Origin of the sequence: Pseudomonas entomophila, assembly GCF_013523165.1 — a bacterium.
Lineage (GTDB): Bacteria > Pseudomonadota > Gammaproteobacteria > Pseudomonadales > Pseudomonadaceae > Aquipseudomonas > Aquipseudomonas entomophila_A.
Map to the genome: position 1 here is coordinate 15,369 of NZ_JAAMQI010000018.1, position 17,878 is coordinate 33,246.

Sequence of the window (17,878 nt, forward strand, 5' to 3'; positions counted from 1 at the left end):
CAATTTCCCTAAAATAGCCCAACATAGCGCAACCTGTTATACTCAGTCCGGATCGGCTCGGCAACCAACGTGCCGCTATCTGAATACCAAAATATGGCATTGGCCTTATCTATGCCTAACGTCAGGCAGGCGGCTTTCAAAGCGGCTATTTCACCAGGATCGACAGATGACTCTGAAAGGATTTCGTCCAGACTTACCTCCTTTTCTCTGCGAGGGATAATACCGATAAAGTCCTCATCGTACCAATCGGTGCCGATATCCCTGCAAAAGCCACAGATCTTGTAATCCGGATCACCCAGATCAGCTGTATAGTCCAGCTTGAAATATTTCAGATACTCCTCTTCTGGAGAGAAATTGCTTCCCACCCAGACATGAATTTTCTGGTACCGCTCGATGTCATAAGCATCCATCTTGTCGACCCTCGTTTAAACAGCGTCCCTTAAATTTCCACATCCATGAAGGTGTCGTGGTCTGCGTAATAATTCAATGTTGCACTGTATTCCCCGTGAGTGGCCTCGGGCTTCTGCTCCAGCACTGACCTCACCACATCGACACATTGCTGCCCCGAAAAAATATAGCTCAAACCTTCTGCTTTCACAGACTCAGGATACACCTCCTGATCGCTCTCCACTCTGGGATAGTCTGCCAAAAAGTAATTGGCTTCCAGGTTAAGGCCTTTGTCGTATTCACCGTACAAGCAAAAATCGTCGCCTTCATCCCCACTCCACTTCACATACTCTATGATCTCTGACAACTTTTAGAATCTGCTTTGAGCCAGCATAGAACCTCCTTACTACAATCTAGCCAATCATACCCTTGAAGCAGTAAAACCCAAGCGGTCTAGAAATTCAACGCTGGAGTGGCACTCTACGGACATTTGCGTTGTGTACCTGCGAACGTTTGTCGGCTGGCGACAGCGAAGCGAACGGCCAGGCCTCCCGGACCATGGCGTTGTAACTATTTTATCGCTTGTTGCCACTCGCTAAGCCACCTGAACAAAAAAGCACCCGTCAGCCCTTTCATTACCAAGGTCTTTGTTGACCAAAAGATACCCGACACCGTCTGTCAAATATAGCGCATCTTGGTATGGACTCGGGAAATCTGAAGAATAGACCTGGCATAAAAAGCTATAATGCTCTTCTATGGTCCGGGGTATCATAGCGCCAACCGGCGCATCAGCAGCAAACAGAGATGCCACGCTTATTTCCTTATCGCCAATTGTCTCTTCGACGAGATCCGCATATTGAAGCGGAATCGATGCTCGAGGCGAATGACAAGTTCTTCCTGCATTCGAGTGAACAACGAGAGTGTATGAAGGTACATCTTTTTGCTGGCTGACCTGATCATAAGAAATTAGATCAAGAAAGTATTCTTCAGGATCGTAAGTCGAGAAAACATGTAAAAAGCCTTCCGAGGGCAAGTCGCTCCTTTGCATTGTATCTCTGACAGCTTTGCAATCGAGGCTGAACATGAGCGTAAGTTCTTTGCCTTCAGGATTCTTAGGCCAACTTTCAATATAGGCTTTGTCACCTCCAAATGTAAACGCACCCCTTTCCGAAGTAAGGACTATTTTGAAAACCTTCATCTCCAGCCTCCTCATGGTATTCTTTTCGATGCCTTGCGCGCCTCAGAGGGTTTCCAAGATACCAAAATGCCCTCTAGACCTAGTTCGTTATTGACCAAGTCAAGATGCTTTTCACTCACACACCAAAACCATACGTTTTCTGCCACCTGCCCCAGAGAGCCATGCGACATGTCACTTAAAATCCACTCTCTTAAGCAGCGCTCACCGATTTTTAACTTTAAATGGGCATCATTGACAATATTCACAGGGTATACCATCCTAAGCTTTTCAGCCCTATATCGCTCTAACCCTCTCAACCTACCTCCTGTCTCTCTGCTAAAAATACTTGGACTCTCAAAACCATATATTTTTATTAAATTTTGACCCGCTGCATAGTCCATGGCTTCAGACACATCGCCAGCATGGTAAAATATTGCATAGTCCATTGAACCGGACATACTGAACTGGCCAATGAAATCTAGGAAATTATCCTGTGTCAGGTTTAATGAGCATCCTTGCGCATCAATATGATAAAATCCTCCGAAATCCTTTGTAGAATATCCAAAAGACGCACTCCACAAATACCCATCCTTACGTTCATGAAAAAGCCTGAAGGATGTTGCATCACCGTTTCCAATCGCAATCCTTAAGCCATCCAAAGAAGCCTCTACAAAATCTATATCTTCCTCTGACCTATCTTCTCGATATTTATAATACCCTGTGGCCGTTATACTCACGCCTATGACTTTGAAAAATAAAACACCCATTTCGAAAATATAACCAATCGGATTGGCCTCAATTCCGTATATCGCCACTCCATTTGTATTACTCACAACCTCATACCTCTATCCATACCCTTTCGATCCAGTCATTAAACGTATTTTTATCTAGATAACATTCAAGAATGATGCAGGACAATGCCTTCTCATTGCTTGGCACTCGGCAAGTTTTCGATCGGGTTGCCCACGTTTGTCATTACCGTCAAGTGGATGGGACTTTTTTCATTCTCTAATTGACGTGCCAACACTTGGCTTCCTGCCACTAAATTTGTGAAGACTCAAATCTCAGCCCTCGAACAGAGTGACGCTCAAAGATCATTTTTACACGCTCCTTGACAACTATATTGGCCATCTCTTCTTCAGCCCTGACAATATCGCTGGAAAGCTCCAACTTATCATCTAAGACAACTTTTCTGAACCATCTGGGTCCATTCGGCATAGTACTAATCAAAGGCTCACTGACAGAGCTTTCTAAATCCATAGCACGCGAGACACTTACAACATTAAATACTTTATAACCCACAAATGATTGCTCACCGGATATCAGGCTTGCATCCAAAAACTGAACCCCAGAAATTCCCTCACTCCCCATTAGCTTATACAATCTTGGCGAGATCAGGTTAGGACCATCACTGAAGAAAAAATCGTAGCCCAGCAACCTGGAAAGGCTTGCTTTTTTCGGAGCCTCGAAAAACAACTCCATCTTCTCCTTTAAAACAAGCCCTCTTTTGAATATAGCTCTGTCCCCGCCAGAGGGCATCTTCATCTTTAGCCAATAGCTTTCAGGGTAATCTTTCGAGATGGTCAAAATGAAATTTTTAGCCACAGCTTGCTCCCTTAACTCCCAGCGTTGTGCGTCAGCAAAAGCTTGTCGGTGGATAGCGTCGATGTGAAACATCTACTTTCGTCAAATGCCAGCTTGAGGGAAAGCATCATAATGTAATAACTATTTTCTATCATATATTCCGGTCCAACACTAGGCTAACTCGGCCTTTTGATATCAGGGAACAAAAACTCCTTGGAAGGATCCCAATTAACGCCAGTTCTCCTGTACGTATTGATCCTTGAAATTATCTTATCAGGATCCCCCACCATGCCGCAAAGCTCATATCGATAAATTGTATCCAAATCATGGCTTGGCGACAGGAAACTCTTTACAATGTCCGCACCAATATTTGAATAAGCCTTCGATAGACTTATCAATCTAGCCCCTGTATTCCCTGGAGTGCCGAATATTGCAGACAGCATATATTTTTCAACCGGCCTTCTATTTGGCTTAATCGACCCACCATCAATTACTCTCGAAAACATATTTTTGGTATTTTTGATTGATACAAATATCGCAAACAACACGTCGACGCTATTGAGATCTATTCCTTTCCACTCATCTTCTTCCGCAAACATATCAAATATCTCCAACAGATAGTTTTCCCTCATTTGCGAAATAGCGTAAATTCCTTTCTCAATTTCGAAGCTAAGCACCAATCCTTCTTGCCACTTCAGCGATTTCACCATGACGCAGCCCCTTTAACCTTTCCACCAGACTTTTTTACTCTAGTTTTAGCCTTATGCTTATCAGCAGCAGCAAGATAGCAGCATTTATTTGGATTTAATGCCAACAGAGTTTGGCCTGTGTGACGCACCCTTCAAACCATTTCTACCTTCGAATACTTTCTGCCCTAGTCCTCTTGCAGTATCTTTCCCTGCCTGACCATTTCCAACAAAAATTTTTGTCCCTGCCACTGCCGAATCCAGTTGTCCTTGGCCGTATCGAACTGCCGGACATCGAATTCCAGCTGGTTCGCCGCCGGATCGCAGCGGAAACTCTTGCTGGTCCTGATCAAACCGGTGTCACGGCTGCACAGCTGGCTGTTGACCTCATCATCGTACTTGATCTCGCCACGCAGCTTATCCAGCGTGCGCAACGATCTTCTCGCGAGGTCGTACTCGTAACGCCGGTGGATCGAGTTGTTGGCATGCTCCCCATACAGCGCCGTCTGAGCGTGGTCAGGTTGTTCAAGGAATCGTATGCATAACCCAGCGTGCCGTCGGGCGTGACTTCTTTCGTCAGCCGGCCCAGCACGTTATAGGCGTACTCAGGCTTTTCCCGGTAATCTCTATGCGCTTGCCCACATCGGTCGAATGCCGCTCGACGCTCAACAATCGGTCGACATCATCGTAGGCGTATGTCTGCTTGGCGTCGCCGTTGAGCTTGGCGATCAACCGCCCGATCTTGTCGCGCTCGAACAGGGTATGGCGTTCGGGTCGCTCGCCGCGCTCCCCATAGCCGATCTCATCCAGCCTCGTGAGATGCCCGGCGATGTCGTAGCTGAAGCGCCGGGTCAGGTTGTCGACCCGCACATCTTCAGTCAGGCGATCGGAGGCATCGTAGGCAAAGCTGTAGGTGGCATTGTTCTCGTTTACTAACGCCGTCAAGCGAATGGCCTTGTCGTATTCATAGCGAACCCGCTGACCCTTGGCATCCTGCCGACTACTCGGCGAGCCACGCCCTGTGTGCATCAACTGGACGATCTGGCCCTTACCATCGATGTGCTAAGTATCTGGCCGTAAACATTGTAGGTGAAACGCTCCGTCGTACCGTTTGGTTGGTACGCACCACCTCACCATCAGGCTTCCGCTCCAACGCCGGGGTCTGGTTCAACGCATCGGTCACCGCCACCATATGCTGGCGTTCATCATAGCGATACCAGGTGCTCTTGCCTGAACAGTCCTAGAAGCGCTCCACCTAGGCACGGGTGTTCCACCACAGGTATTTGGACTTGTAGGTCGCTCAATGATGGTGTGCGGCAGGCCGTCCTCGCCGTTGTGATACTCGGTCATCTGTCCCCGGCGCATTGAACTCGGCAAGCAGGTTGCCCTTGTCGTCGTAACGCGCCTTTCAGGTGCTGCCGTCAGGGTAGCTGACTTGGGTCGTCAGGGTGGTCAGGTGCCTGTGCTTGTGAGTGATCTTGCGACCCAGCGGATCGATCTCTTCGGGCAGACGGGCATACTCGTCATAGACGAATATTGCTCATACAGGCACTCACCTAGGCGAAAAAGCACGGATTATAAAACCCACTTAGCCCATTCATAGCATCGAAAAACTCCTCCGCCGCTTGCTTATAGTTATACATAAGAAATCGGGCATCTTCTTTATCCGCCTTCAGCCAAACGAAGCCTTTTCGTTTTTCGACTGAGCAAGCCTTACAGCGCGGAACGTTTCCACTTACCATCGTAAGCTAAAATCTCTATCTTAACTATTTTCCAAGATCCATATTTTTTTGCCATGTTGAATCTAGAGTCATTGTTATATTCGTAGCCAGACTTCACCTCTAGAATGGCTTTCTTCTCGTCTTGAGAAATCACACTGATACTATCTATATCTGGATCATAGGTCACAGGTTTTGTGCACCCAAGATCAATAAGCCGGCCCCAGTTGAGCTTTCCTCTGACTGAAAATCTCTCAAGTATATTTTCCAGCCCATTGATATGATCAGTGTAAATTCCGCGGCCATTAATACCTTTGCTCAAGTTATCTTTCCATACCTCAAAGAATTCACCTTCCCAATCCTTCATCGAGCTCATAAATGCAAGCAAGGTGCTTTCTGGGTCATTTTTGTCAAGTTCTTTGATCATATTGAATACTAAATAGACCTTCGAGGATGATATACATCATGGTTTATATGGACACAGGCTGACGTTCAGACAAACCTTAGATCACGCAAGCCCATAGCTATTTGCGCTTATACACATAAATCTTTGATGATCCATTATAAAAGTAAAGACCAACCAGCCCCTCACTATTCTTCTCAATATAAATTCTTGTACCCGGGACACTATGAGTGGCATACACAAGCATAGAAACCGCCTGACCCCTTTCGTACTCATACTCATAACACCAGTACTCTCCATCCTCCTCTAAACGGCACGCTATGTCTAGGTGACCTTCGTTATAAAAAACGCCAGAAACACGAACCAACCGATCATCGTCATCAAAGCGCAAGCAGAAATTTTCACCTTCACCTAACTGAAAGACCTCCCACTCTATTTCTTTTCCGCTCGCTCCGTATATGTCAGAACCAACCAATACTCCATCATCATAGTAATATTTAAAGCAGTTTTTTTTGCTCTTTGGCTCCTTACTAGTGAGAGGCGATGGAGGTACTCCTGCAAGCTCTAGGCCATACGGTACGATTGAAATACTCGGACCTATAGACCAATCTATAGCGCCTTCCTTAACACTTCTAAAATCCTTCAGATCATCAACGCCTGCTGTGAATTTACACTTCACCTTGTTTAATAGGCACGTGAATTTATCTGGGATCATGGTTATCTCCTAACGCCGAACGCTTTACCCCATTAAGGTGCTCTTTAAGTTCGGCAAGTTCATTCGAAAATTATTTTAGCATGCCGTAACAGAAACGGTCGTGTTCGCCATTCCCGGTCCAGTGATCGACCATGCGGGGTTTGCCCGCCAAGATATACCACCGGTAGTGATAGGTCAGGCCCAGTGCATTGCTGTGGGTGACCATCAGCCTATCGGTGTAGCTAGAGCTACGCACGGTATCGCCGTTGCGGTTGACAACAGTGTTGAACCGGCCGTGTTCGTCGTAGCGGTGCCGATCTAATAGCGATCGCAACCTCGGCGACAAGAAAGCCTTGAAGAGAGATGACTGAGGTTTGATGTCAGTCACCTATATAGCAGATTGTAAAAGAGCGGTTGGCGCAGGCGCCGTGGCTACAGAGAATCTACAACCACTTTTTCGATAGCCCACACAAAAGCTTGTTATTGGGATGAACACAAAGTCCACGTTCAAGCGACGCCTTGCACAAGCCGCCGACTCTTTACGCCGCCCCACGGATCGTCAATCAAAAACTCTGCGTCGATCTTCGTTACTGTAGGGACAAAAGTTATTTTATAAAAAATCTCATTCCCCTTACAGACCTCGAAGTATAAGGAATACTGTCGTTGCTCCAAACTCAGGGTAATTTTGGCTTTTTCAGTAGCTGAGGCGAGTTCAACATGCTCCAAATTTGTCACCTTGAAAGGGACGACAATACAGCGCTGGGACAACGCATCCAGTGAAAAGCTTTCGAGAAGATACAGCTTCACATTGGCGCCAAACGCATCATCCGGGAGTGGATCAAATACTACGTAGTCATTATGTAGAACAGCGCCTTGCTCAAGATTTTTTTGCCCCCACTGACTAGCCGACTCGTCATAGGGGCGGGAGCGCACCTGAATTTGGCTATGAGATATGAGCAAATCAAATTTTTGATTCGAGACAACCATTAATACACCTCCACTTTGATCTTCGTACCGCTTGGCAAATCAGACAATATGTTGCCTATGCTAGACCCTGCACCTCGATTATCGCTAGGATCAATGTGCCTTACACTGGCACCCTCACTGCCTTCTTTGAACATTGCCATAGGCTATTCATCCCGATCTTTTGCCTTCATCTTTTTTACATATTCCAAGCTTAGCTTTCTGTTTAACTTAGCAGCATCTCTTTTAATAGTGACGATATAAGGTTGCCCGCATTTATCGAATATTGGATATACCGAAATATCTCCAAGCATTCAGATTTTTAACTTAAAATTGTAATCATGGTCCTTAGAATTACTTTTAGGAAGCGCACATCCTGTAAGCCCCAGTGCATCTACCCATGTCACGGGACTCAGGGTGTACTGGTACAGGTTGAATCCACACGCCAACTCAATCGGATCCTGCGTCACACACCGCCCTACCTCCCGATCATAGTGTCGGAAGGTGTTGTAATGCAGCCCCGCTTCGTCGTCGAAGTACTGGTCCTGAAACTTCAGGTTCTCCTCGACCTCGCCCATATGCAGCGTTTCCAGCGCTCCCCACGCCTCGTAGGTCGCTTGCCAGACAATGCTGCCGTCGGCGTCGGTCATTTCCAGTGGGGGTGCTGATCTGGTCGGTATGGAAGTAGTAGAGCTTTTCGCCTCGCCTTCATGCTGATCCACTCTCGCAATGGCGCGTAACTGCCCAGTTCGTAGACGTAAGGCTGCTTTGCCCTGGGCTTTCCTCGCGCAGCATTCGCAGACCTTGCCAGAGAAAGTGCTTATGTTCGTTGCGTTCAGGGTAGTCATTGAACGTCGAGGTCTTGGCAATGCGTCGCCGAGCCTGTCAATCGACTTCATACCTACCTCGGCATCCCGGCTGAATCTGGTCGAGCAGTTTTCTCAACGCTGAGCGAGAAGTGGATCAAACGACAGCACATGTCAGCGCTGAGGGTCTGGAGGCGACGATCAGGCACTACTTGGAAAATTACAACCCAAACCTGAAGCCATTTCGGTGGCACAAGAAGGCTGAGGGCATCCTCGCCTCAGTCGTGCGTGCGGCGCGAGCGCTGGGCAAATGATTTTTAGCAGTACTTCTGAAACACCACACTAGGCAAAGCCATATACGTCATTATTCCCGTTGACCAACGCTGTCAGACGGGCTCTATATCACCTTGACTAGGTTAGCTCTCGGTAAATCTTACTAATTTGCGCGGCATACTTTTTCGCAAATGGAATACGAATTAACTTCAAATAATTCTCAAGACCCGCGGGATTGAACTTCAAAAAATGAAGCTCAATTAAATACAAGTTTAAAAAACTTTTATAAAAAGCGTGCACCTCAACATCATCATCCTCATCATCCTCAGGATCTCCACCCTCTTGCTCATCGGGATTTGTTTCGGAAGATATAAGCTTTTTCTTGACATACTCAGCGACCAGTTCATAGCCTTTAGCCACGACAGATATATCATCAATATTTAGCTCTGCCAAATTCAATTTTTTAACATCCAGCTGCCAAACTACATTAGGCTGCGACTCATGGTTTACTTTTACCTGTAGCTTTTTACAAACATTTTTTAGTAAATCGTCATACTCAACGCTGTTTACCCAAGCCTTTACATCTTCTACGACTACCATATATCAGCCCCTTCTACGATTCTGACTAAATCATTGCCAGCATGCCTAAAGCTATCGACAGATTCATGCTCTCAAGGAGTCAGAGCATCTAGATTTTTACTACTATGCACACCTTCGCCACCTATCCTAGTTGGCCAACTTGAAGGAGATAATCTTTTCGATCTGAACTCATAGTAAGACACTGGCTTACCGCATCGGGTTATTCAAATGCCGCACTCGATATTTCTGCCGCCTTTATAAAAAACCAGAAAGCAAAGGAACATCATAGGATTTATTTTTAATTATTCTTTTGGAGTCGATGGATTTTTTTATTTTTTCACCATAATCAAAAGAGCTACCCAAACTTGCCGCACAGCTTATGAATACTGCAGGGTATGCATAATTATCGGGAGACATTAGCACCTCATCAACTGTTTGTTCTGTAGGCGTAATACATGAAAGAATCTTTGGAATATAAAATTTTTCCAGCACTGACTTTATATGCCCGCATACATCCCCTACTTTTTCGGGTGACGGCGTTTCTATAGCACCCATCATGTTTCCGCTAAACTTCCTACCTTGCTCACCCGAAGTTACGAAAGAAAAACAAGCATCCTGAAAAAGATTGCTCTTGTATGGAGGAGTGTGGTTAAGCATGCATTCATAGAGATCACCCCCATAAACTCGACCTCCAAGTATGTATGCATCAGAGCGCTGAATATGAGTAAAATAAAGCTCGGCCACGTATTTTTTATTGTGCTTGAATTTTAGCTTGTTTTTTGTCGCAACCACGCCATTAAGCATTGATGAAATAAGCTTCAATTCTTTAAGCAACTCAGCTTCAAACTGTAGTCTGTTGTTAGCAGTCATACGCCACCTATATTTAAGCACATTAAATGTAGCTTCGTTTACAGCGCCTTTGCCGCCTAGCTCTTTGCCAAGGTCGCTTTTATATCCACCTTTAACTTGGCTCTACTCCCGAGCGATGGCTTTATTGTCCCTCCACCTAAATGTTCTGTTGTGTTTGCCGGATTGCTCATGTCGAAACACCAGCAGCCTTTTGGTTTTTAGTAAGTGCCCCTGCACGATGCTTAACCTCAAACACATCTAGCCCCCTTGCTTGTCACGTGCTACAAAGCCTGCTCGCATCCGACTTCCGTTTAATTTCATAGTTAGCTCTTCAACGACAACTGTATAGCCATTTCGCTCAAGATCATGCTCAGCTTTTTTGGTTCCCTTCTTGCCACTTACAGCGCTTTTACACACTCAAGTGGATCAATCTATGCAAGCGGATTAGGTGTGTACGAATATAGATTGCAACTACCCTCTAGACCTATAGAATCCTGAGTTATAGATCTTCCGGCATAAGGCTCAAAATATCTGAAAAGATTATAATGTAGTTTGGTCTCGTAATCCTAATGCTGCCTTTGAAAACGCAGATTCTGTTTGATCTTTTCGATGTGGACACGCTCAATTTTGCCCCACAAGCGGTACGTAACCTGCCAAATAACTTCCCCTTGGCTGTCCGTTGACTCCAGCGGTGTCCCAATTTGATCCGTATGGAAGTAATAGACTTCCTGCCCTTCCCCTTCCATCTGATCAATCCGCGCTAGCGGCGCATAGCTCCCCGGCTCGTACAGGTACACGATGTTCCGCCCAGGCGTCTCCTCACGCAGCATCCGCAACCCTTGCCAAAGGAAGCGCTTCTGCTCGAGCACACCCTCGATTTCGGCCCGCTTAGCCACCCGCCGTCCAAGGCTGTCATAGCGGTACTCACCTTTGCTCTCCAACCGCCCACCCTGGAACGTCTCCGCCCGCACCAGCCGGTTCTCGCAGTCATAGCTGAAGTACTGCACCTTGCTCGGCCCTGAGCGCTTCTCGATCAGGTTGCCCCACGGATCGTATCGATACTCCTGGTCCCGCCACTGCCGGATCCGGTTGTCCTTGACCTTGTCAAACTGCCGCGCATTGAAATCCAGCTGGTTGGCTGCCGGGTCGTAGCGGAAGCTCTCGCTGGTGGTGATCGAGCCGGTGTTGCGGCTACGCAATTGACCGTTGGCTTCGTACTCGTACGTGATCTCGCCGCGCAGCTTATCCAGCGTGCGCACCAGTTCACCGGCAGGATCGTACTGGTAACGGCGGTGGATCGGGTTATACGCATGCTCCACATACAGCGCCGGCTGGATTCCCGGGTTGTGCGCCTGCGACAGCTTGTCGGCAGGCAGCGTCGAGGCATACTGCCAGGCTTTACGGCCCATGGCGTCGTAACCGAAGCAACTGGTGAGCTTGCCCTGGGTGCGATACACCTCACGGTGCAGGTCATCGCGCTCTATGTCGGTGATGACCTGGCCGTCTACGTTCAGCTGGTGCAGGTGACCGCTGCCGTAATACAGGTGATTGATCTTGCGGCCATCGGGCAAGGTCAACGTGGTCAGGTTGCTCAGCGGGTCGTACTCATAACCCAGCGTGCCGTCGGGCGTGATTTCTTTCGTCAGTCGGCCCAGCACGTCATAGGCATATTCGAGCTTCTCTCCAGTAATCCCGATGCGCCTGCCCACATCGGTCGGGTGCCGCTCAATGCTCAGCAAGCGGTTGATATCGTCGTAGACGTATGTCTGCTTGGCGTCGCCATTGAGCTTGGCGATCAACCGCCCGATCTTGTCGCGCTCGAACAGGGTATGACGCTCAGGTCGCTCGCCGCGCTCGCCGTCGTCGATCTCATCCATCCGCGTGAGATGTCCGGCGATGTCATAGCTGAAGCGCCGAGTCAGGTTGTCGACCCGCACTTCTTCAGTCAGGCGATACAAGGCATCGAAGGCGAAGCTGTATACTGCACCTTACTCGGTCCTGAACGTTTCTCGATCAGGTTACCCCACGAATCATACCGGTGCTCTTGGTCTCGGCACTGCCGAATCCGGTTGCCCTTCACCCTGCCGAACTGCCGCGCATTAAATCCCAGCTAGTTGACTGCCGGGTTGTAGCAGAAGCTCTCGCTGATCGCGATCGAACCAGTAGTACTGGGCAAATAGTTTCATAGGTAATTCTTGAAAACCCTCACTAAGACAGCTTAATCGAATTTTGCGATTAGCAAATTTCTGTTTCACATATAGGCGCCATCAAATATGGTAAAATCTTGCATGTAACATTTCAAAAACATAGCTTTGGCTTTGCAAAGTTCATATCAACCATAAGCAACGGCTGACTCGTCTTTGCTTCATCACTTCGACGGGCAGTTATGACTGGAAAATTTGGCCCTGTACCAACACCTAGATAATAATACCCCATAACATGCACATTAATTTCCACCCAGCCACTTTCTCCAATAAGCGAAATCTTGGGAAGATCTAACTCCATGCATTTGGGCCAATTTAGCAAATAATCTCCCGGCACAACACTCGGATTTTGGATGTCAGGTCTAAATTTATAGCCCCCGCTAAACTGAGGATGTTCTAAACTTGGAATCAACCTGGCATCTTCTGCTGACTCCAACCCATAAATATAGTAAGCTGTCGGCGTCATCCCCCAAACCAGTATCAAAAGCCCAGCATCGAACAACTCATTAGCTATTTCAGTCTCACAAAAAGCGTCTTTTAGGTTTACTTCCCCTCTACCAAGCTTAGACACTACGTATTCGTTCATTTTCTCCAAATCAGCAATAAAAAAACCAAGCTCACCATAACTATTATAAACTGGCTGTCTTTCTCTGCCAGTTTTAAAAATTGGTTTTTCTTCATTTTCTAACTTTACAATAACATGAACAATTTCAGAATATTCGAGCAAGGGCTTTATGTGATCAGGAACTTCGCCAAAGCTTTTCAATGGAATATCAAGATAGACTTCAACCGAAAGAACATATCTTCCACACTCAATAATACCACTATCTAACACCAGCTCTTCGGGACCAAGATCTATCCCCACATCACCTGGCGTTAAAACCTCGAAACTAAGACTTTTCTCTGAAATCTTCTTACTACGAACAGCAGCGCCATAGTAAATCTCTCCGCCTTCTCTACTCCAGCTTAACAAAGTTTTTCTTTGCGAATATTTAAATTCTGCAAAATCAAAATTTGACATTGCAATATTAATTCCCGCAATATTTAGAGCGGAGTTAGCGACCAATCTACAATCATTAGTAGTTATATACTGCATATTCTCTTCCCTCACTATTTACATCCAGGCATTGCTGCACCTTTTGCTCTTGCCCACTTCTTAGTAATTTCCCAGCCTTCCGCTGGAGAAACATTTGAAGCAAGAATTCTTCCAGGCTTTCCATTTTCTATAAGCCTTAAATCTCCTCTGTAGCTTGAGATTTTTGGATTATTATAGTGAGACTCGAGTGACTGAAGCCACTTTTCTCTTGTCAAACCTTTTGCATCGTATTCTCTCCTTGTCACTGCCGGTTTTGTTTCATCTCCTTTATTACTATATCCGTGCATTGCGTCATGCTCATACCCTGTCCACTGCCCAGGCTCTAGCCAAAACATTGACGGAACGTTATTAAATGAATTAAATGGAGCAATATCGAGGGATGTTGCCAATGAGTGAGGGACCATATGATGACCTACTCTCACAGGATTTGCCAGCGGCATTAATCCCAATACATCCACCCACCTTATAGGATTGGACGTATAACTATATAGATTACTTCCACCAGCCAAACCTATAGGATCCTGACTTATAAATCTTCCTAAATCCGGATCGTAGTACCTGAATAGATTATAATGTAACCTATTTTCCAAGTCAAAATACTGCCCTTGAAACCGAAAATTTTGCTCAACTTTTTCTGCATAAGTAAATGCAATACCACCCCAAGAATTGTAAGTCGCCTGCCAAACGATTTCACCTTTGCTATCTGTTAGCTCCAGCGGCGTCCCAATCTGATCCGTATGGAAGTAATAGACTTCTCGCCCCTTCCCTTCTACTTGATCAATTCGCGCCAACGGCGCATAACTCCCTGGCTCATACAGGTATATGATGTTCTGCCCAGGCGTTTCCTCCCGCAGCATCCGCAACCCTTGCCAAAGAAAGCGCTTTTGCTCGACCACGCCTTGAGTTTCAATCTGCTTGCTCACTCGACGTCCATTGCTGTCGTAGCGATAATCACCCTTGCTCTCCAGCTGACCACTCTGGAACGTCTCCGCCCGCACCAGCCGGTTCTCGCAGTCGTAGCTGAAGTACTGTACCTTGCTCGGCCCCGAACGCTTTTCGATCAGGTTGCCCCACGGATCGTACCGATACTCCTGGTCCCGCCACTGCCGGATCCGGTTGTCCTTGACCTTGTCGAACTGCCGCGCATTGAAGTCCAGTTGGTTGGCTGCCGGGTCGTAGCGGAAGCTCTCGCTGGTGGTGATCGAGCCGGTGTTGCGGCTACGCAACTGGCCGTTGGCTTCGTACTCGTACGTGATCTCACCACGCAGCTTGTCCAGTGTACGTACCAGTTCACCCGCCGGATCGTACTGGTAACGTCGGTGAATCGGGTTATACGCATGCTCCACATACAGTGCCGGCTGAATCCCCGCGTTATGCACCTGCGACAGCTTGTCGGCAGGCAGCGTCGAGGCATACTGCCAGGCCTTGCGGCCCATGGCGTCATAGCCGAAGCAGCTAGTGAGTTTGCCCTGGGTGCGATATACCTCACGGTGCAGGTCATCGCGCTCCATGTCGGTGATGACCTGGCCATCTACGTTCAGCTGATGCAGGTGACCGCTGCCGTAGTACAGGTGATTGATCTTGCGGCCATCGGGCAAGGTCAGCGTGGTCAGGTTGCCCAGGGGATCGTAGTCATAACCCAGCGTGCCATCGGGCGTGATCTCCTGGGTCAGTCGGCCCAGCACGTCGTAGGCGTACTCGAGCTTCTCCGCGGTGATCCCTAGCCGCTTGCCTGTATCGGTCGGATGCCGCTCAATGCTCAACAACCGATCGACATCATCGTAGGCGTACGTCTGCTTGGCATCGCCATTGAGCTTGGCAATCAAGCGACCGATTTTGTCGCGCTCGAACAGTGTCTGACGCTCAGGTCGCTCCCCTCGCTCGCCGTAGCCGATCTCATCCAACCGCGTAAGATGCCCGGCAATGTCATAACTGAAACGCCGGGTCAGGTTGTCGACCCGCACCTCTTCAGTCAGCCGATCCGAGGCATCGTAGGCAAAGCTGTAGGTGGCATTGTTTTCATTGACTAACGCCGTCAGGCGAATGGCCTTGTCGTACTCGTAGCGAACCCGCTGACCCTTGGCATCTTGCCGGCTGCTCGGCAAACCTCGTCCTGTGCGCATCAACTGCACGGTCTGGCCCTTGCCATGGTTACTGCTACCAGATGCTGGCGTTCGTCATAGCGGTACCAAGTGCTCTTGCCCGAACAATCCTGAAAGCGTTCAACCTGGGCACGGTTGTTCCACCACAGGTACTTGGACTTGTACGTCGCATCAATGATGGTGTGCGGCAGGCCGTCCTCGCCGTTGAGATACTCAGTCATCTGCCCCAGGGCATCGAACTCGGCGAGCAGGTTGCCCTTGTCGTCGTAAAGCGCCTTCCAGGTGCTGCCCTCTGGGTAGCTGACCTGGGTCACCAGCGTGGTCAGGTGGTGGTACTCATAAGTGATCTTGCGCCCCAGCGGATCGACTTCCTCGAGCAGACGGGCGTACTCGTCGTAGACGAAGATCAGGCGGTTGCCGTCGGGCAGGTCCAAGCCAACCATGTTGCCTTGCTCATCCAGCTCGACGGCGTAACGCTCGCCGCCGTAGTCACGGCTGGCGATGACGCGGTGATCGGCGTTGTAGTGCAACTGCAGCTCGCGACCGAGCACGTCAGTAGCCCAACTGGTACGTGCCTCGATGTCATAACGGAAGCGGTAGTGTTCACCATCGCTGGTCCAGTGATCGACCACACGGGGTTTGCCTGCGAAAGTGCCCCAGCGGTAGTGGTAGGTCAGGTCTAGTGCATTGCTATAGGGCAATCTAAGTACGCTTCCAAACCCTCAAGAATTTAACCGCTTAGGGATGGCCCGAAAACAGGTGATGGGTATGGGCAAGTTACGGGTGTAAAGCGGCAGATCGGGCTGAAAAGTCCGGTTTACCTTAGCAAAACGGCCCTGCTGCGTTGGAATGGGCAGGGTTTGTTCATTTCTGCGCCCGAGCGCCCGTTTTGCCGAAGTTGCTCGGAGCCTCCTTAGGTATGGCTTAATCGGATTTTATGACTAACGAATTCTTATAATGCGCATAGGTGTTATCGAACATTAGGAAAATATTTTGAATACACGATTTTAAAAACATAGCTCTGGCTCTGCGAAACTCATATCAACCATAAGCAGCGGCTGACTATCTATAGATTTTTCACTCCTAAAGACCGTTATGACAGGAAAATTCGGCCCTGTACCAATGCCCGGATAATAATATCCCATAACATGCACATCAACCTCTACTGACTCGCCTTCTCCGACAAGAGAAATTTTGGGAAAATCTAACTCTACGCATTTAGGCCAATCCAGTAAATAATCTCCTGGGACAACACTTGGATTTTTTATGTCAGATCTAAACCTATAAGACCCACTAAACTGAGGCTGCTCTAGACTTGGAACTAATTTAGCGTCATCAGGCGAATCCAAATCATAGATATAATAGGCTGTTGGAGTCATTCCCCAAACCAATATCAAAAGCCCAGCATCGAATAGCTCATTAGCAATTTCAGTCTCACAGAAAGCGTCTTTCAGATTCAATTCACCCTTGCCAAGCTTAGATACAATGTATTCATTCATTTTATCTAGATCGGCGATGAAGAACCCTAGCTGCCCATAACTATTATAAACTGGATTCTTTTCCTTTCCAATTTTTAAAGGCGATTTCTGCTGCCTTGTCAAGTTTATAATGACATGGACAATTTCAGAATATTTAAACAAGGGCTTTATGTGATCTGGCGCTTCTCCATAATGTTTCAGCGGAATATCAAGATATATCTCAACCGAAAGATCATACTTGCCACACTCAATGAAATCTCTATTTAATACTAGCTCTTCGGAACCAAGATCTATAATCACTTCACCTGGATTTGAAACTTCAATACTGAGCTTTTCTTCTGAAATTTTCTGACTACCTACAGCAGCTCCGTAATAGATCCCTCTATCCTCCGCGCTCCAGCTAACTAAAGTTTTTCTTTGCGAATTTTTGAACTCGGCAAAATCAAAGCTTGACATTTTTATATGTATGCCAGCTATCCTCAGTACGGAACTGGCAATTATCCTACAATCATTTGTAGTTATATACTGCATATTTTCTCTCCTCACTATTTACACCCTGGCACTGCTGCCCCTTTGGATCTTGCCCACCTTTTAGTGATTTCCCATCCTTCTGCTGGGGAAACGTTCGAGGCCAGGAGCCTCCCAGGCTTTCCATTTTCTACAAGCCTCAAGTCTCCTCTGTAGTGAGATATTTCTGGGTTGTTGTAATGCGACTCGAGAGACTGGAGCCATTTCTCTTCTGTCAAGCCTTTTGCATTATATGCCTTCCATGTCACTACAGGCTTTGTCTCTTTGCCTTTGTTATTGAAGCCATGCATTGCATCATGTTCATCCCCCGTCCATTGACCAGGCTCTAACCAGAACATTGAAGGAACATTA

The 17,878-nt window shown here is 47.5% G+C and carries 14 protein-coding genes and 6 pseudogenes; 1 reads left to right on the plus strand and 19 read right to left on the minus strand.

From position 1 onward, the window contains the following. Positions 1–8 precede the first annotated feature (8 nt). The 13 genes and pseudogenes from G7Z99_RS14685 to G7Z99_RS14735 form a co-directional block, all read right to left on the minus strand. Positions 9–410, minus strand: a complete 402-nt coding sequence (locus tag G7Z99_RS14685) for an immunity 22 family protein (protein WP_181094987.1) — start codon at positions 408–410, stop codon at positions 9–11. Between the two features lie 29 nt (positions 411–439). Further along, positions 440–697 carry a DUF7716 domain-containing protein gene (locus tag G7Z99_RS14690; protein ID WP_219854232.1) on the minus strand — a complete coding sequence of 86 codons (258 nt, stop codon included), beginning with the start codon at positions 695–697 and terminating at the stop codon, positions 440–442. Between the two features lie 285 nt (positions 698–982). Next, positions 983–1,585, minus strand: coding sequence for a DUF1963 domain-containing protein (locus tag G7Z99_RS14695; RefSeq protein WP_181094989.1), 603 nt, complete (start codon positions 1,583–1,585; stop codon positions 983–985). Between the two features lie 11 nt (positions 1,586–1,596). Next, positions 1,597–2,397: a hypothetical protein gene (locus G7Z99_RS14700; protein ID WP_219854233.1), complete on the minus strand. Its 801-nt coding sequence runs from the start codon at positions 2,395–2,397 to the stop codon at positions 1,597–1,599. Positions 2,398–2,605: 208 nt separating this feature from the next. Continuing rightward, entirely contained in the window at positions 2,606–3,241 is a 636-nt protein-coding gene (locus tag G7Z99_RS14705) for an imm11 family protein (RefSeq protein ID WP_258197046.1), read from the minus strand. 83 nt (positions 3,242–3,324) lie between these two features. Next, entirely contained in the window at positions 3,325–3,858 is a 534-nt protein-coding gene (locus G7Z99_RS20290; protein WP_258197047.1) for a hypothetical protein, read from the minus strand. Positions 3,859–4,022: 164 nt separating this feature from the next. Continuing rightward, positions 4,023–4,268 (minus strand): hypothetical protein, encoded by a 246-nt coding sequence (locus G7Z99_RS20295; RefSeq protein ID WP_445675011.1) that lies wholly within the window; start codon positions 4,266–4,268, stop codon positions 4,023–4,025. Positions 4,269–4,342: 74 nt separating this feature from the next. Beyond that, positions 4,343–5,368, minus strand: a pseudogene (locus G7Z99_RS14715) (type IV secretion protein Rhs); the annotation flags it as partial. A gap of 179 nt (positions 5,369–5,547) precedes the next feature. Then, positions 5,548–5,979, minus strand: a complete 432-nt coding sequence (locus G7Z99_RS14720; protein WP_181094990.1) for an NTF2 fold immunity protein — start codon at positions 5,977–5,979, stop codon at positions 5,548–5,550. 97 nt (positions 5,980–6,076) lie between these two features. Beyond that, positions 6,077–6,670, minus strand: a complete 594-nt coding sequence (locus G7Z99_RS14725; RefSeq protein ID WP_181094991.1) for a hypothetical protein — start codon at positions 6,668–6,670, stop codon at positions 6,077–6,079. A 79-nt stretch (positions 6,671–6,749) separates the two neighbouring features. Beyond that, positions 6,750–6,971: pseudogene (locus G7Z99_RS20205) on the minus strand (hypothetical protein); the annotation flags it as partial. Positions 6,972–7,156: 185 nt separating this feature from the next. Beyond that, on the minus strand, positions 7,157–7,636 hold the full coding sequence (gene comJ / locus G7Z99_RS14730) for a competence protein ComJ (protein WP_181094993.1): 480 nt from the start codon (positions 7,634–7,636) through the stop codon (positions 7,157–7,159). Positions 7,637–7,992: 356 nt separating this feature from the next. Then, positions 7,993–8,488 (minus strand): annotated as a pseudogene (locus tag G7Z99_RS14735) (RHS repeat domain-containing protein); the annotation flags it as partial. Here G7Z99_RS14735 and G7Z99_RS14740 point away from each other — a divergent pair. Next, a pseudogene (locus tag G7Z99_RS14740) lies at positions 8,483–8,732 on the plus strand (IS630 family transposase); the annotation flags it as partial. The pseudogenes G7Z99_RS14735 and G7Z99_RS14740 sit on opposite strands and share 6 nt — an antisense overlap. Positions 8,733–8,829: 97 nt before the next feature. Here G7Z99_RS14740 and G7Z99_RS14745 read toward each other — a convergent pair. From G7Z99_RS14745 to G7Z99_RS14775, 6 genes and pseudogenes are all read right to left on the minus strand, one after another. Continuing rightward, positions 8,830–9,291 (minus strand): hypothetical protein, encoded by a 462-nt coding sequence (locus tag G7Z99_RS14745; protein WP_181094994.1) that lies wholly within the window; start codon positions 9,289–9,291, stop codon positions 8,830–8,832. Between the two features lie 234 nt (positions 9,292–9,525). Beyond that, positions 9,526–10,140 carry a hypothetical protein gene (locus G7Z99_RS14750; RefSeq protein ID WP_181094996.1) on the minus strand — a complete coding sequence of 205 codons (615 nt, stop codon included), beginning with the start codon at positions 10,138–10,140 and terminating at the stop codon, positions 9,526–9,528. Positions 10,141–10,559: 419 nt separating this feature from the next. Continuing rightward, a pseudogene (locus tag G7Z99_RS14760) lies at positions 10,560–12,104 on the minus strand (RHS repeat-associated core domain-containing protein); the annotation flags it as partial. 313 nt (positions 12,105–12,417) lie between these two features. Further along, positions 12,418–13,419: a hypothetical protein gene (locus tag G7Z99_RS14765; protein WP_181094998.1), complete on the minus strand. Its 1,002-nt coding sequence runs from the start codon at positions 13,417–13,419 to the stop codon at positions 12,418–12,420. A gap of 14 nt (positions 13,420–13,433) precedes the next feature. Further along, positions 13,434–16,228 (minus strand): annotated as a pseudogene (locus G7Z99_RS14770) (RHS repeat-associated core domain-containing protein); the annotation flags it as partial. A gap of 300 nt (positions 16,229–16,528) precedes the next feature. After that, positions 16,529–17,530, minus strand: coding sequence for a hypothetical protein (locus tag G7Z99_RS14775; protein WP_181095000.1), 1,002 nt, complete (start codon positions 17,528–17,530; stop codon positions 16,529–16,531). Positions 17,531–17,878: the final 348 nt, after the last annotated feature.

What these genes read in the sequence shown, in the direction of transcription:
- G7Z99_RS14685 (WP_181094987.1), bottom strand. Translation starts at nt 410, where the DNA reads ATGGATGCTTATGACATCGAGCGGTACCAGAAAATTCATGTCTGGGTG.
- G7Z99_RS14695 (WP_181094989.1), bottom strand. Translation starts at nt 1,585, where the DNA reads ATGAAGGTTTTCAAAATAGTCCTTACTTCGGAAAGGGGTGCGTTTACA.
- G7Z99_RS14705 (WP_258197046.1), bottom strand. Translation starts at nt 3,241, where the DNA reads ATGTTTCACATCGACGCTATCCACCGACAAGCTTTTGCTGACGCACAA.
- G7Z99_RS20290 (WP_258197047.1), bottom strand. Translation starts at nt 3,858, where the DNA reads ATGGTGAAATCGCTGAAGTGGCAAGAAGGATTGGTGCTTAGCTTCGAA.
- G7Z99_RS14720 (WP_181094990.1), bottom strand. Translation starts at nt 5,979, where the DNA reads ATGATCAAAGAACTTGACAAAAATGACCCAGAAAGCACCTTGCTTGCA.
- G7Z99_RS14725 (WP_181094991.1), bottom strand. Translation starts at nt 6,670, where the DNA reads ATGATCCCAGATAAATTCACGTGCCTATTAAACAAGGTGAAGTGTAAA.
- comJ (WP_181094993.1), bottom strand. Translation starts at nt 7,636, where the DNA reads ATGGTTGTCTCGAATCAAAAATTTGATTTGCTCATATCTCATAGCCAA.
- G7Z99_RS14745 (WP_181094994.1), bottom strand. Translation starts at nt 9,291, where the DNA reads ATGGTAGTCGTAGAAGATGTAAAGGCTTGGGTAAACAGCGTTGAGTAT.
- G7Z99_RS14750 (WP_181094996.1), bottom strand. Translation starts at nt 10,140, where the DNA reads ATGACTGCTAACAACAGACTACAGTTTGAAGCTGAGTTGCTTAAAGAA.
- G7Z99_RS14765 (WP_181094998.1), bottom strand. Translation starts at nt 13,419, where the DNA reads ATGCAGTATATAACTACTAATGATTGTAGATTGGTCGCTAACTCCGCT.
- G7Z99_RS14775 (WP_181095000.1), bottom strand. Translation starts at nt 17,530, where the DNA reads ATGCAGTATATAACTACAAATGATTGTAGGATAATTGCCAGTTCCGTA.